The sequence below is a fragment of the Flavobacterium arabinosi genome (genome assembly GCF_048158725.1).
GTDB classification, from domain to species: Bacteria; Bacteroidota; Bacteroidia; order Flavobacteriales; family Flavobacteriaceae; genus Flavobacterium; species Flavobacterium arabinosi.
In genome coordinates, this window is record NZ_JBLNKX010000001.1 from 665,992 (window position 1) to 681,413 (window position 15,422).

At 35.6% G+C, this 15,422-nt stretch carries 14 protein-coding genes; 10 read left to right on the plus strand and 4 right to left on the minus strand.

Features of this window, described 5'->3' with window-relative positions; genetic code table 11:
- Positions 1-311: 311 nt before the first annotated feature.
- The 3 genes from ACM55K_RS02705 to metG form a co-directional block, all read right to left on the minus strand.
- Complete coding sequence (locus ACM55K_RS02705) at positions 312-1,568, minus strand: OmpA family protein (protein ID WP_416848706.1); 1,257 nt, start codon at positions 1,566-1,568, stop codon at positions 312-314.
- A 333-nt stretch (positions 1,569-1,901) separates the two neighbouring features.
- Complete coding sequence (locus tag ACM55K_RS02710; RefSeq protein ID WP_416848707.1) at positions 1,902-2,588, minus strand: HAD family hydrolase; 687 nt, start codon at positions 2,586-2,588, stop codon at positions 1,902-1,904.
- A gap of 80 nt (positions 2,589-2,668) precedes the next feature.
- On the minus strand, positions 2,669-4,729 hold the full coding sequence (gene metG, locus ACM55K_RS02715; protein WP_416848708.1) for a methionine--tRNA ligase: 2,061 nt from the start codon (positions 4,727-4,729) through the stop codon (positions 2,669-2,671).
- Positions 4,730-5,059: 330 nt separating this feature from the next.
- On the opposite strand from metG, the gene ACM55K_RS02720 reads away from it, so the two are divergent.
- The 10 genes from ACM55K_RS02720 (at position 5,060) to ACM55K_RS02765 (ending at position 14,060) form a co-directional block, all read left to right on the plus strand.
- Positions 5,060-5,359: a hypothetical protein gene (locus tag ACM55K_RS02720; protein WP_416848709.1), complete on the plus strand. Its 300-nt coding sequence runs from the start codon at positions 5,060-5,062 to the stop codon at positions 5,357-5,359.
- Between the two features lie 69 nt (positions 5,360-5,428).
- Positions 5,429-5,968, plus strand: coding sequence for a DMP19 family protein (locus ACM55K_RS02725; protein WP_416848710.1), 540 nt, complete (start codon positions 5,429-5,431; stop codon positions 5,966-5,968).
- Between the two features lie 91 nt (positions 5,969-6,059).
- Complete coding sequence (serS, locus tag ACM55K_RS02730) at positions 6,060-7,331, plus strand: serine--tRNA ligase (RefSeq protein WP_416848711.1); 1,272 nt, start codon at positions 6,060-6,062, stop codon at positions 7,329-7,331.
- 75 nt (positions 7,332-7,406) lie between these two features.
- Entirely contained in the window at positions 7,407-9,185 is a 1,779-nt protein-coding gene (locus ACM55K_RS02735) for a tetratricopeptide repeat protein (protein ID WP_416848712.1), read from the plus strand.
- Positions 9,186-9,245: 60 nt separating this feature from the next.
- The gene (locus ACM55K_RS02740; RefSeq protein WP_416834912.1) at positions 9,246-9,557 is read left to right on the plus strand and encodes a DUF4286 family protein; all 312 of its coding nucleotides are present in this window, start codon (positions 9,246-9,248) and stop codon (positions 9,555-9,557) included.
- Positions 9,558-9,705: 148 nt separating this feature from the next.
- Positions 9,706-10,485 (plus strand): 16S rRNA (adenine(1518)-N(6)/adenine(1519)-N(6))-dimethyltransferase RsmA, encoded by a 780-nt coding sequence (gene rsmA, locus ACM55K_RS02745; protein ID WP_416848713.1) that lies wholly within the window; start codon positions 9,706-9,708, stop codon positions 10,483-10,485.
- Positions 10,475-11,824: a magnesium transporter gene (gene mgtE / locus ACM55K_RS02750; protein WP_416848714.1), complete on the plus strand. Its 1,350-nt coding sequence runs from the start codon at positions 10,475-10,477 to the stop codon at positions 11,822-11,824. The genes rsmA and mgtE overlap by 11 nt, the downstream gene beginning before the upstream one ends.
- A gap of 209 nt (positions 11,825-12,033) precedes the next feature.
- Positions 12,034-12,810 (plus strand): pyrroline-5-carboxylate reductase, encoded by a 777-nt coding sequence (proC, locus tag ACM55K_RS02755; RefSeq protein WP_416848715.1) that lies wholly within the window; start codon positions 12,034-12,036, stop codon positions 12,808-12,810.
- 211 nt (positions 12,811-13,021) lie between these two features.
- Entirely contained in the window at positions 13,022-13,402 is a 381-nt protein-coding gene (locus tag ACM55K_RS02760; protein ID WP_416848716.1) for a Dabb family protein, read from the plus strand.
- 61 nt (positions 13,403-13,463) lie between these two features.
- Positions 13,464-14,060: a hypothetical protein gene (locus ACM55K_RS02765; protein ID WP_416848717.1), complete on the plus strand. Its 597-nt coding sequence runs from the start codon at positions 13,464-13,466 to the stop codon at positions 14,058-14,060.
- Between the two features lie 195 nt (positions 14,061-14,255).
- Here ACM55K_RS02765 and nhaA read toward each other — a convergent pair whose 3' ends face one another.
- Positions 14,256-15,407 carry a Na+/H+ antiporter NhaA gene (gene nhaA / locus ACM55K_RS02770; RefSeq protein ID WP_416848718.1) on the minus strand — a complete coding sequence of 384 codons (1,152 nt, stop codon included), beginning with the start codon at positions 15,405-15,407 and terminating at the stop codon, positions 14,256-14,258.
- Between the last annotated feature and the right edge of the window lie 15 nt (positions 15,408-15,422).

A 15,422-nucleotide genomic window follows, 5' to 3' on the forward strand; every position in this document is an offset into this window, starting at 1 on the left:
ACATTAGTTCATGATGTGCATAAACGGACATCGATTTCAGTCTCTGAAATAATCATTTTTGTAAATAAAATCCAAAGCGACTATCTTCAAAACCAATAATTTCGGAACATTAATTGGATCACAAACATATATTTTGTCATCAGAAATCCTATAGCGAAGATTGTATTGACTACACCAATGTTTTTTGTATAGAGTAATAGATAAATATGCTGCCCTTTGCCCATTTTCTAAAATTTTTAAAAGCGAAATTTTAGACATAAAAAAAGCCCTAAAGATTTCCTTTAGGGCTTTTTGATATAAAAAGAAGTAGATTATTTTACTATGAAAGTAACTCTTCTAACTAATTTTCTTGCGTTTTCTGAAGCTTTATCAACTGAAGTATCTTCACCAGCGGCAATTACATTCAATCTTGATGCATCAACTTTAGCTTTCACTAAAGTGTTTTTTACATTAGCAGCTCTTGCATTAGATAATTTATCATTGTATGCAGATCTTCCTAATTCGTCAGCATGACCAGTAATGTCAACTGAAGCAGAAGGGTTGTTTCTCAAGTAAGTTAAGATAAAATCAATACCTTCAGTAGAAACATTAGTTGGTTTAGATTTATCGAAATCAAAATAAACAGCAACATAACCACCGTTGATTAAGCTTTTGATTAATTCGTTATCATATACAGTTGTAGAATCACCAGTTTTGCTAGCGTAATTTTTCAAGATATAAGCTTCTGTTTCATCAGGAACGTTATTGTTGTTCTTGTCAATAGATCTACCTTTAGTGTCAACCATTGCACCTGCAGGAGTATTAGCCTCTTGGTCTAAATAATCAGCTACACCATCATTGTCAGCATCAGTCATCTTTGTTTCGATAGTTGAAAGTCTATTTTCGATAGCAACGAATCTGTCTTCGTTATCAAGAACCCAGTCAGCATGTTTCACATTTTTACCTAAGTAAACTGTTATACCTGCAGTACCGTTAAAAAGAATTCCACCAAAACCTCTAGTGCTTGAAGAACTAGCGCCATCAAAAGCAACATTTTGTTTTGCATTAAGAATTGTTGTGAAATCTCCTGTTAATGCAATTCTGTCCGTTAATTTGATTTGACCAGTTACACCTGCCATGAAATTACCCATTCTGTCTTTTAAAGAAGACTTTTGACTTTCCATTTGAGATAAACCAAAACCAGCATGACCTAATAAACCAATTGTATTAGTCCAAGTTTCAAAACTCATGATTCTTCCTAAGTTAGCAACACCCTGTAAGTTTACTCTGTAGTACTTCATGTTAAAGTCCTTAGAATTGTCTTTTCCTTCAAAACTGTTGAAACCAAGATCAGCTTTTAAACCGAATTTGTTGTTAAACATGTAACGAACACCTAAATCAATAACATAAGGGCTCACTAATGTAGTTGAATAACCAGGAGTCATTGGTCTTTGTGGTTTGTTAAAACCGCCAGCTAATTCAACTGACCATTTGTTAAAGCCATCTTCTGTGCTTTTTACAGTTTCTGTTTGAGCACTCATAGTGGTCATTGCAGAAGCAAATACTAAAGTAAGTATGATTTTTTTCATATTGTTTCAATTTTAATTTAATGCAAAATTACATCACAAAGTTTAATTAAAAAATTTAAACAGTTAATTATGTAAGAATTAATATTAATTTTACAAAAATAAGTAGTTTGTTCTTGGTTAAGATTCTGGTTTTCAGTGTTTTGTAAGAAACAAAAAAACGTTCGTTTTTGAAAAAAATTAACCGTTAATTTGAAAAACACTTGATTTTTGAATTAATTTTGGCAATTTTGTACGTAGTTTAGGATTTAAAATAAACTATTAATGTCCTATTATCACGCGCTCTAATTTCCTAATTCGAGCCTAGTTTAGTGATTTGTTCTCAAAAACATTTAACTATTCTAACCTCTTTAAAACATCAGTTATTTTTTCAAAAGCACTGAAGTTTTCATGTTCTATTGTATGGTCAATTTTCTCGTGTGCCCAAGTCGTGTGAAACGGGATATGTACTGCATGCCCACCAATAGCTAAAACCGGCAAAACATCCGATTTTAAAGAATTACCAATCATAAAAAATTCGGAAGGTTGTATTTCCAATCGTTTGATTAAATCAGAATAATCTATTTCTTGCTTGTCTGACATCACCTCTATATGGTGAAAATAATGTCCTAAACCGGAATTATGCAATTTTCGGCGTTGGTCTAATAAATCACCTTTGGTTGCAACAACCAATTTGTACTTACCGTGCAAAGTTTCCAAAGTTTCTTCCACACCATCCAATAAAACAATTGGTTTTTCAAGTAATTCTTTTCCGTATTGAATAATTTTTTCAATAATTTCTATAGGAATAGTGCTGTTTGATATAGACATTGCCGCTTCAATCATCGAAAGAATATAGCCTTTTATTCCATAGCCGTATAATTTAAGGTTATCGATTTCCACTTTGAAAAGTTCTTGTGAAATTCCTTGATGTGAAAGATAATCTTCCATTAAACCACAGAATTTCTTCTCGGTTTCATCAAAATACGTTTCGTTGATCCATAAGGTATCGTCGGCGTCGAAAGCAATTACTTTTAAGCTCATATTTGTTTGATTTTACCACAAATTCGCTAATTAATATATTATAAGTACATATTAATTAGCGAATTACCGGTTAATTTTTCTTAATTTATCGTTTCTCCATTAGCAACTCCATCCGTGTCTGGATTTACAAAAACCAATTTTCCTTCAGCATTTGTTGTCATCAAAATCATTCCTTGACTTTCCACGCCACGAAGGTTTCTTGGGGCCAAATTCACTAAAACAGTTACTTTTTTACCAATAATATCTTCTGGTTTGAAACTCTCGGCAATTCCTGAAACGATGGTACGAACATCAATTCCAGTATCTACTTTCAAAATCAAAAGCTTGTTGGCTTTCGGCATTTTCTCCGCTTCCAGAATCGTTCCTACACGGATATCCATTTTGGAAAAATCCTCAAATTGAATGGCTTCTTTCTGAGGTTCTGCAACTTTATTTTCCGCTTTGTTGGCGGTTTTAGTCGCTTCCAATTTGTCGATTTGTTTTTGGATTTCCTCGTCTTCAATTTTGGCGAAAAGTAATTCCGCTTCGCCAATTTGGTGTCCAGCCGGAATCAAATCAGAATTTTGAGCAATAGTATTCCAGTTCAACGGACTTTCTATTTTTAGAATTCCTGATAATTTTTTAGCTGTAAATGGTAGGAAAGGTTCGCAAAGTGAACTCAACGCAGCTGCAATTTGCAACGCCACATACATTTGCGTTTGTACGCGTTCTGGATTGTCTTTGATAACTTTCCAAGGCTCTTCATCCGCCAAATATTTATTTCCTAAACGAGCTACATTCATCAATTCGCTCAACGCTTCACGAAATCTGTAACGCTCTAAAGAACTTGAAATTACCGCTGGATATGCTTTCAATTCGGTTAAAGTAGCTTCATCCACTTCTGAAAGTTCATTCGGTTGCGGAACAATTCCGTTGTAATATTTATTGGTTAAAACCACGACACGATTAATGAAATTCCCGTAAATCGCTACTAATTCATTGTTATTTCTCGCTTGAAAATCTTTCCAGGTAAAATCATTATCTTTAGTTTCCGGTGCATTCGATGTTAAGGCATAACGCAAAACATCTTGCTGATTCGGAAATTCTTCCAAATATTCGTGCAACCAAACCGCCCAGTTTTTAGAAGTCGAAAGTTTATTTCCTTCCAAATTCAAAAACTCATTTGCAGGCACATTGTCCGGCAAAATATAACTTCCTTCGGCTTTCAACATCGCAGGAAAAATGATGCAGTGGAAAACAATATTGTCTTTCCCAATAAAGTGTACCAGCTTCGTATCTTGATCTTTCCAGTATGGTTCCCAATCTTTTCCTTCGCGTAAAGCCCATTCTTTCGTAGATGAAATATAGCCAATCGGCGCATCAAACCACACGTATAATTTTTTTCCTTCGGCACCTTCAACCGGAACGTCAATTCCCCAATCCAAGTCACGAGTTACTGCGCGAGGTTCTAATCCACCATCAATCCATGATTTTACTTGCCCGTAAACATTCGGTTTCCAGTCATTTTTATGTCCCACGAGAATCCATTCTTTCAAGAAATCTTCATAACGATCCAAAGGCAAAAACCAGTGTTTCGTCGATTTCATAATTGGAGTTTCTCCCGTAATTGTCGATTTTGGATTAATCAAATCCGTAGCATTCAGCGTCGAACCGCATTTTTCACATTGGTCGCCATAGGCTTCTTCGTTGCCACATTTTGGACAAGTTCCCACCACAAAACGGTCTGCCAAGAATTGGTCTGCTTTTGCATCATACAATTGTTCTGTCACTTCTTCGATAAAATCACCTTTGTCATACAGTTTTCTGAAAAATTCCGAAGCCGTATCATGATGAATTTTAGCCGAAGTTCTGGAATAATTATCAAACGAAATTCCAAAATCAGAGAACGATTTACGGATGATTCCATCATATTTGTCGATTACTTCCTGTGGCGTAATGCCTTCTTTTTTTGCTTTCATCGAAATCGCCACGCCGTGCTCGTCACTTCCGCAAACAAACAAAACGTCTCTTCCTTGCAATCTTAAATATCTGGAATATATATCCGAAGGCACGTAAACACCCGCCAAATGGCCAATGTGAATCGGCCCGTTCGTATAAGGCAATGCTGCTGTAATGGTATATCTTTTTGGATTCTGTATCATGATTCAATTTTATTGAGTGCAAAAATAAGCAATAGAATTTTTATTTGAAGCTATTTCCCGCTATCCGTTGCAATCTTTTTCTAAACGCTGTCAGGGTTTTGAACCCTGACAGCGTTTAGAAAAAGGATTTTCACTGCTATCGGGGCTAGGGCATTTGGGATTTCGATGAATTTTTGCCAATAATTTAATATGTGTCGTTCCTACGGAACTTTTATGCACCTATAAGAGCCGTAGGCTCGGCAAATATTGTAAGGATGGATTTTAATCCGTCCGCATTTGACGATGTAAATAAAGTGCCGTAGGTACGGACAATATTTACAATCAAATGTGTTGGGAAATGATGAAGAACAACGTGAAGGTCTGAGCGAAATGCAAGTTCTTACTGTGTTATTCCTTTTTCCACGTTTTACTATCAGTTTTTTTATATTTGTAACCGTAATTAACAAAAGCTTCTATATTATGACAAAAGGCCCTGAAAAAAATACTAAAAATAAGGCTTTACACACTAAATTGTTAAATCGAAAAAAGGCTAAACTTCAAGAAGAAAAAAAAGAAAAAGCTTTGCGTTTGAAAGCTTTAGTTACAAAAATGAATCAGAAAAAGAGTAATGACGAATCGGATAGCATATAAATCACATTGCATTTCTTTCTTGTAATAATTTAACTGAAATTTGCACTTTAGTATTTAAACATAAAAAGTATGGAATTCGGTAGAATAATTATTTCAGAAACAGCCTTTAATAGTGAGAACCTTCAAGATGTAATTCACTCTAATATTTCGGTAATCAACTTAATGCGTGAGGAAGGCGTAAACGATGATTTAATTCACGAAGATGCTTTAATGAGCTATTATTTAGATTATTATACCTCGCAATATACCGAAGGAAATTTTGCTCAATTTGTATATAATTCGGGTTGGGATAAAGAGCTAAACGAATTGATTGAAGAAGGTTTGGCATTAATTGGGGCCGAAAAGCATTTGGAATTGTTCCAACAACAATCCAAAAAAGTAAAATTAATGAGCAGTGTAAAGTTGAATAAATTCCTAAAAGGGAAATTGGAAGGTGTAAATCCTATCCGAGATTTGCTTAACAACGACACTTTTTTCGAAATTGAAGAAAACCTGATTACGTTGAATGCTGATTTTTTAAAAACACACCCCGATTTCGAAGTCCTTTCTGTAGACGACATGTTTGCAACCTTAGAAGAATTTGTAGGGCACGAGATTAAAAGAGCTTAGCTAATTTCATCAAAACTTTGTCCTGTTTCTATCAAACATTTCCTTAAATTTGCTTCCATTATTATATAAGTTAGCGTTAAAAAAATCAACTATGTTACAAATCGCATTTATTAGAGAGAATCAAGAAAAAGTAATCAAGGCTTTGGCAAAGAGAAACATCGATGCTACAAGTGTTGTTGAAGAAGTGGTACAACTGGACGAAAAACGTCGCGCTACGCAAGTGGAGTTAGACGGAATTTTATCCGAATCTAATAAATTATCCAAAGACATTGGCGAATTGATGAAAGGCGGAGAGAAAGCGAAAGCCGCAATTCTAAAAGAAAAAACAGTTTTAAACAAGGAGAAAAGCAAAGCTTTAGCGGAAACGGCTGATGCACTTGCCGCAGAACTTTTAGAGAAATTATATACGTTACCCAATCTTCCTGCTGATATTGTTCCTGTTGGTAAAACACCAGAAGAAAACTTAAACGTTTTTGAAGAAGGCGAAATTCCAGTTTTGCATGAAGGCGCTCAACCGCATTGGGAATTGGTAAAAAAATACGACATCATCGATTTTGAACTTGGAGTAAAAATCACTGGAGCAGGATTTCCGGTTTATAAAGGAAAAGGGGCGAAGTTACAACGCGCTTTGATCAATTATTTCTTGGATAAAAATACGGCAGCGGGTTATAATGAAGTTCAGGTTCCACATATGGTAAATGAAGCATCTGCTTATGGAACGGGACAATTGCCGGATAAAGAAGGGCAAATGTACCATGATAAAACCGATGATTTATACTTAATTCCAACAGCGGAGGTTCCTGTGACAAATTTGTTCCGTGATGTAATCTTAAACGAAAATGAATTGCCTGTATTAACTACGGCTTACACGCCTTGTTTTCGTCGTGAAGCAGGTTCTTATGGTGCGCATGTACGTGGATTAAACCGTTTGCATCAATTTGACAAAGTCGAAATTGTACGTGTGGAACATCCAGACAAATCATACGAAGCTTTGGACGGAATGGTCGAACACGTTAAAAACATATTACAGGAATTAAAATTACCCTATAGAATATTGCGTCTTTGTGGCGGCGATATGGGTTTCACTTCAGCTTTGACGTATGATTTCGAAGTGTTTTCTACGGCGCAAGATCGTTGGTTAGAAATCTCTTCAGTTTCTAATTTTGAGACTTTTCAAGCGAATCGTTTGAAATTGCGCTTCAAAGACAAAGACGGAAAAAATCAATTGGCACACACTTTAAACGGAAGTTCATTGGCTTTGCCAAGAGTTCTGGCAGGGATTTTAGAAAACTACCAAACTCCCGAAGGAATCGTAATTCCAGAAGTTTTACGTCCGTATTGCGGGTTTGATATTATAGATTAATTAGTTTGCGGTTATCAGTCACAGTACAACGCTGTGACTGAAAACTGTGACTGCGACTAAAACCAAATATTGGAAATGAAAAAGCTCTTTCTTTATATCACTTTGTCATTCTCGCTATTTGCTTTCGCCCAAAACGAACAATTGGCGCAGTACTATTATGACAAAGGCGATTTTGAAAAAGCCAAAATCAGTTATGAAGAGTTACTGGAAAACCTACCACAAAATACACAGTATTTTTTAAGAACCATTGACTGTTACCAACAATTACAGCAATTTTCTGTTGCCGAAAAAGCGATACTGGACCGATTAGACAAATACAAACAAGGGAATCTTCTGGTCGAATTGGGATACAATTACCAGTTGCAAAAAAATGATGCCAAAGCCAAAATTTACTACGAGCAGGCATTAGACAGAATCAAAAAAAATCCAAATGAAGTGTACGGTATTTCCAATTCTTTTGAGAGAAAAGTGTTGTTGGAATATGCCTTGAAATCCTATCAGACTGCAACAGAATCTGAGGCTAATTTTAATTTCAATTATCAAATAGGATTGCTTTATGGACAATTAGGCAATCAGGAAATGATGATTAATACCTTTCTGAATGAAGCCTATGCGAATCCCCAAAATTCGATACAGATTCAAAATCAACTGTCTCGTTTTATGGTTGATGAAGGCGATGCCAATTTTAGCGAAATACTTCGGAAAGCATTAATTATAAGAGCTCAAAAAAACCAAGATCTTTTTTGGAACCATTATTTGAGTTGGTTTTATACCCAACAAAAAGAGTTCGAAAAAGCATTTATTCAGGAAAAAGCCATTTACAAACGCGATCCGGAATCCCTTTCTAATATTGTGAATTTAGGACAATTGGCTATTGAAGAAGACAATCAGGAAGCGGCCAAAGAAATCCTGGGTTTTGTTTTGGAAAATACAAAAGATTTAGAACTGTTGATTCAGGCGAATTCCTATTTGATTAAAATGAAAATAGAAAAAGCGCAAGAAAAAGAGTATGCTGCCATAAATACGGAATTAGAGGGTTTGTTGAAACAATTTGAAATAAGTCCTTTTACCTTATCTTTGCAGCTGATTCAGGCGCATTTTGTAGCTTTTAATTTGAAAAAACCGGAGGAAGGAAAAGCAATAGTCAAGAAAGCACTCGAATTACAGTTGAACGATTATGAAGTGGCTCAGGCCAAAATGGAATTGGCGGATATTTTGCTTTATGAAGAGAAATTCAATCAGGCTTTAATCTATTATTCGCAAATTGAATTGGATTTAAAAAATGATATTGTGGCGCATGAAGCGAGTTTGAAAGCCGCTAAAACGAGTTATTTTAAAACGGATTTTATTTGGGCTTTGAAGCAATTCAAGGAATTGAAATCGGCGAATACACAATTGATTGCCAATGATGCTTTGGAATATTTTCTTTTAATAAATGACAATACCGTTGCCGATTCGACACAAACAGCTTTGAAACAGTTTGCCAAAGGAGATTACCTTCTATATCAAAACAGAAATCAGGAAGCGGTAACGCAGTTTCAAATGATTCTAAAAAATTATAAAGGGCAAGAAATAGAGGCGGTGACGTTGTTGCGTTTGGGTAAAATTCACGAAAAACTGGGTGATTTTACTTTGGCTTTAAGCCAATATCAAAACATAATAGACAAGCACAGCGACGGAATTTATATTGATGAAGCCTTATATTTTTCGGCAGAAATTTATAACAAAAAGTTACAACAGCCCGAAAAGGCAAAACCATTATACGAAAAGATAATTTTCAGTCACGAAGACAGTATCTATTTTGTGGAAGCTAGAAAGAAATTCAGGCAATTGCGAGGGGATACGAATATGTAATTTAATGATTAATTGGTTAATTGTTAACCGATTAAAAAACCAACGATTAAACAGTAAGAAATGATAATATACAACGTTACCACAAATATACATGAAAGCGTTCATGATCAATGGATGATTTGGATGCAACACAAACACATTCCCGAAATTTTGGCTACTGGGAAATTTTCCTCGGCAAGAATGGTGCGGGTTTTAATTGAAGAAGAAATGGGTGGAGTGACTTATTCTGTTCAATATACCACGGATAGCAAAGAAACTTTGGAGAAATATTATCAGGAAGATGCACCAGCCTTTCGCGAAGAAGGAGTGAAATTGTTTGGAGACAAAATGCTTGCTTTTAGAACGGAATTGGAGTTGATTTCGGATCATTAGAACAAAGAAAGTATTCAGTGATTGGTTTTTAGTGATCAGTTGAGAAATGAAGAATAAAATTGGAGGTCGCAATTTGCGACCTCCAATTTTAAAAAATATATAAAAACACTTTGCGCCTTTGTGCCTTCGTGGCAAAAAAACAAACAAAATGGAAAAAGTAAAAGCCAAAAAACACCTCGGACAACATTTCTTGAAAGACGAAAGTATTGCAAAAGACATTGCTGACACGTTGAACTTAGAAGGATATGATGATGTATTAGAAATAGGCCCGGGAATGGGAGTTTTGACAAAGTATTTGTTGGACAAACCAATCAATACGTATGTGATAGAAATCGATACCGAATCAGTGACGTATTTAGACGAAAATTATCCGAAATTGAAGGATAAGATTATTTCTAAAGATTTTCTGAAATACAATATCAACGAAATTTTCGAAGGAAAGCAATTCGCTATAATCGGGAATTTCCCGTATAATATTTCGACTCAAATTGTCTTTCGCGCATTAGAATACCGCAATCAGATTCCTGAATTTGCGGGTATGTTCCAAAAAGAAGTGGCGCAACGCATTTGCGAAAAAAAGGGAACAAAAGCGTATGGAATTCTGTCGGTTTTGGTTCAGGCTTTTTATGATGCCGAATATCTATTTACAGTCGATGAAAACGTTTTTATTCCGCCACCAAAAGTAAAATCGGGTGTGTTGCGTTTGCGCAGAAAGAAAGATTACAGCTTGCCTTGCGGCGAAAAATTATTTTTTACTGTTGTTAAAACGGCTTTTCAACAACGCAGAAAGACCTTGCGAAACAGTTTAAAAACCTTAAATTTGTCCGATAGTTTAAGAGAAGATAAAGTTTTTGATCTTCGACCAGAGCAATTAAATGTAGAACAGTTCATAGAACTCACTCAAAAAATAGAAGCCGATGGAGTTTAAAATCAGCAAAGCACTAATCCAGGAATTAGAGCAACACATTGTTAATAAAAATGATAAGGAATTAGAATCCTTACTCAATGACATGCACCATGCTGATATTGCCGAGATTCTTGACGAGCTTGATTTTGACGAAGCAACCTACATTTTTAAAGTATTAGACAGTGAAAAAACGGCAGAGATTCTTCTTGAATTAGAAGATGATTTGCGGGAGAATATATTAAGCAGGCTTTCGCCAAAAGAGATTGCCGAAGAATTAGATGAATTAGAGACGAATGATGCTGCCGATATTATTGCTGAACTTTCGCAAGACATAAAAGCAGAAGTAATCTCGGAATTAATAGATGTTGAGCATGCCAAGGATATTGTTGACTTATTGCGATATGATGAGGATACAGCGGGTGGAATTATGCACAAAGAGTTGGTTAAGGTCAATGAAAATTGGAACGTACTGACTTGTGTAAAAGAAATGCGAATTCAGGCTAAAGATATCTCTCGGGTGCATTCTATTTATGTGGTGGATGACGAGGACCGATTAAAAGGACGATTGTCGCTTAAGGATTTATTGACAACTTCAACCAGAACGGCGATAAGTGATGTGTATATTCGGAAATTGAATTCGGTGAATGTAGATACCGAAGATGTTGAGGTGGCCAGAATCATGCAGAAATACGATTTAGAAGCCATTCCTGTTATTGATGAATTGGGGCGACTTGTAGGCCGAATCACCATTGATGATATTATTGATGTAATCAAGGACGAAGCCGACAAAGATTACCAGTTGGCTGCGGGTATTACCCAAGACGTTGAAACGAATGACAGCATTTACGAGCATACCAAAGCGCGTTTGCCTTGGTTATTGATGGGAATGTTAATTGAACTTATAGCGTCTTATGTCATTAAAGGCAATGAAGCTACTTCCCAGAAATTTTACACACTAATTATTTTTATGCCTTTGCTATCGGCAACAGCAGGAAATATTGGGGTCCAAGCTTCGGCAATTATTGTACAAGGTTTGGCAAATGGTACTTTGAAAGAATTTAGCCGAAGTTATTTCAGTAAAGAAATTGCAGTAGCCATGATTTCCGGGACTATAATTGCACTGTTGGTATTGGGGTATCATACGTTTATGTATGGACAATTTCAGGTGGGAATGGCGATTTCCATATCTATTGTTGTTGTCATATTATTTGCTGCCACTTTAGGAACATTGGTGCCACTTTTCTTGCATAAAAACAATATCGATCCAGCCATTGCAACAGGGCCTTTTATTACAACTACAAATGATGTTTTTGGAATTATGATTTACTTCGGAATTGCCAATCTCATTTTAGGATTTTAATTAAAATAGGCATAAGAAAGTCACGTAAAATGAACCATTGAAAACGGTACACGGATGACACAGATTAAACAGATTAACATGGATTTTAATTCATAAAAGTAATTTGTTATTAAGAATATAAACAAAAGACAAAAAAATTATATCTAATACTTTCCATATCGGCTCCCTCTCCTTCGGAGAGGGTCGGGGAGAGGAAAACCACAATCAGCATGAAAGTACACATAATTGGCGGAGGAAACTTAGGCGTAGCCATCGCAAAAGGATTATCAAAATTTTCGGAAGGAAATCAAATCACCGTAACCAGAAGAAATACAGCGAGCATTCTTTATTTAGAGGAACTGGGCGTAACCGTTTCTACAGATAACAAACATCAAATTCAAGATGCAGATATTATCATTCTTACTATAAAACCGTATCAGGTAGATACCGTTTTGGCCGAAATTCTTCCTGTAATTTCAAATAAAGTAATCGCTTCGGCAGTGAGTGGATTGTCAATAGAAAATTTACAAAATAAGATAGGCGATGGGAATAGTGCCGTACGAATCATGCCAAATATCGCATCACAATTTGGCGCTTCGGCAACCTGTATTGCGTTTCACGAAAAAAACAAAGAGAAAGCGCAAAATACGGTGGCTCTTTTCCAAGATTTAGGAACAGCTCCTATTATAGATGAAAAATTAATGGATGCAGCAACCGTTCTTGCGGCCAGCGGAACAGCATTTGCGTTGCGCTATATTCGTGCATCGATGCAAGCCGGAATCGAAATAGGATTTGACTGGCAAACCGCACTAGCTATTTCGGCCCAAACCGTAAAAGGAGCTGCCGAAATGATTATGGAAGAGCAAGTACATCCAGAACAATTAATTGACCGTGTAACCACGCCACAAGGCTGTACGATTGCGGGATTGAACGAAATGGAAATGCACGGATTCAGTTCGTCATTGATACGAGGAATCAAAACTTCTTTGAAACAAATCAAGGGATAAACGGCATTTGGGCGTGCCCCCAATAAAAAAAGGTCTTCTCAGCGTAACTGTTGAGAAGACCTTTTTTTTATTGGCGTCGTCCCGAACCGTCGGGAGATCCGCGCTACATGCTAGCTTACTACTATCCTTCTTTCATAGCACATTTTACGCCAGCGTTAACCTCCCCTGCAAATCCAACTCAAATAATTCGTATATTTCAAAAAAAACTACCATGAAAAAACTATTGCTAATAACCCTTATTTTACTTTCAACCTATACCGTAAACGCCCAACAAGGCAAACAAAAAAAAGTGCTTCGTCATGTAGTGATGTTTGGATGGAAAGAAGGAACGGATGCCGCCTATATCACTAAAGTGGTAACAGCTTTGAATGATTTGAAGCATAAAATCCCAACCATTAAATCATCTGAATGGGGAACCAATAACAGCCCTGAAAACTTGAACAATGGTTTGACACATTGTTTTATACTTACATTCGGTAGTGAAAGTGACAGAGATGCTTATCTCATTCATCCGGATCACAAAGCTTTTGTAGCATTGTTAAATCCTGCTCCTGAGAAAGTCACGGTGTTTGATTATTGGGCGACTAAGTAAGGGAAATCTATTTTAAAAACGCAAAATAAATAACTACTAAATAATCAATGGCATCTATTAAATGAAAAAAATAATAACATTCCTAATTCTGGCATTCAATCTAAACATTAATGCTCAAGGGTTTAGCGTTGAAAAATCAATTTTTGGAGTACAAGCCGGATTTGGAGTACATATAGGAATTTGGTTCAATAATGAGAGTAAATTATCAAATACTATCGCATTAAGAAGCGAAATTGGTCTTGAAAAAGATTTTACGGTTGGAGATCATTATGATGGAGCCGGTTTTATTTTGCAACCGGTACTAACATTAGAACCCAAATATTATTACAATTTGGAAAAAAGGAATTCAAAAGGTAAAAATATAGCCAATAATAGCGGCAATTATTTCTCCATTAAAACAAGTTATCATCCCGATTGGTTTGTAATAAACTTAGCGAATAATGTAACTAAAACAGCCGATTTAGCAATTGTTCCTACCTGGGGTTTAAAACGTCAAATAGGGAATCATTTTACCTATGAAACCGCTGTAGGATTTGGGTATCGTGTGGTGTATTTGAAAGAGAATTCGGTTAATGGGAATGTTCAAAATGTAGATGGAGCCTATAATAGAAATCAATACATTCCTTATCTACATGTGGGAATTGGCTACATTTTTTAGTAAAAAAGTAAACCAATTAAATATATATTTTTAGTTGTTGGTATAAAAATAAAAATTGTTTTTATACAGCCTGCTAAATGATTTAGCTTATAAAATAGCTTAATTATAACCATAAATTTTCTATAAAAAGGTGTTTAGTTTTTAAAGCTAAACACCTTTTTTATGGGATAAATCAATTAAATGACTAGTTTGTCTTCATTTTTTAATCGGGGTTTTCAAGGTGTGTTTTAACCAAAAGAATCCAACCGTTCCAGCAATAAATGAAGCAATCAGAATAGCAATTTTAGAATAAGTAATTACTTCCTCGCCATCATTTTTAAAGGCTAGCAATGTTATAAAAATAGACATGGTGAAACCAATTCCTCCCAGTATTCCTGCGCCAATAATAGTTTTCCATTGTAAATCTTTGGGTAAAACACAAATTCCCAGACTTACGCCTAAAAAAGAGAAAAGCCAAATCCCAAGTGGTTTTCCAATCACAAGTCCTAATATGATTCCTATCGTGTTAGGATGGTTCAGTCCTTCGTGCCAATTGGAATCTATAGCGATACACGTATTGGCAATGGCAAATAATGGCAAGATAAAAAAGGCTACTGGTTTGTGTAAAAAATGCTGAATTTTATAAGATGATGTTTTTTTGCCTCCATCACCAAACGGAATTACAAAAGCCAATAAAACGCCAGTTATAGTAGCATGTACTCCCGAATTAAGCATGAAATACCACATGGCAACACCGCCAATTAAGTACGGAAATAAACTATGAACTTTCATTCGATTCAGGATAAACAAACTGCCTAAAATACCTAAGGCTATAAATAAATTTACAAAAGCAATTGTTGCGGTATAAAATAGGGCAATGACAATTATAGCACCTAAATCGTCAATTACCGCAAGTGCAGTTAGAAATACCTTAAGCGATGTAGGAACACGATTTCCTAATAAGGATAAAATACCAATAGCAAAAGCAATGTCAGTAGCCATAGGAATTCCAGCTCCGTTTTGTGTTATAGTTCCAAAATTTAATGCTAAAAATATTCCGGCAGGAACAACCATTCCGCCTAAAGCACCAAAAATAGGCATAGCGGCATTCCTGATACTGGACAATTCACCCTGATAAATTTCGCGTTCCAGTTCTAAACCTATTAATAGAAAAAAGATAGTCATTAATCCATCATTAATCCAATGGGTAATGGAATGGTGACCCAATTGTGTTTCCCAAAAAGCAATATATTCCGTTTGAAAAGGGGAATTAGCAAGACAAAGAGAAAAAATGGTTACGAAAAGCAAAAGTAATCCTCCGGCTTTTTCACTTTTAAAGAATGCCTTGAATGTTTTTGTTAATTTCATTTTTGACTTTTTGTT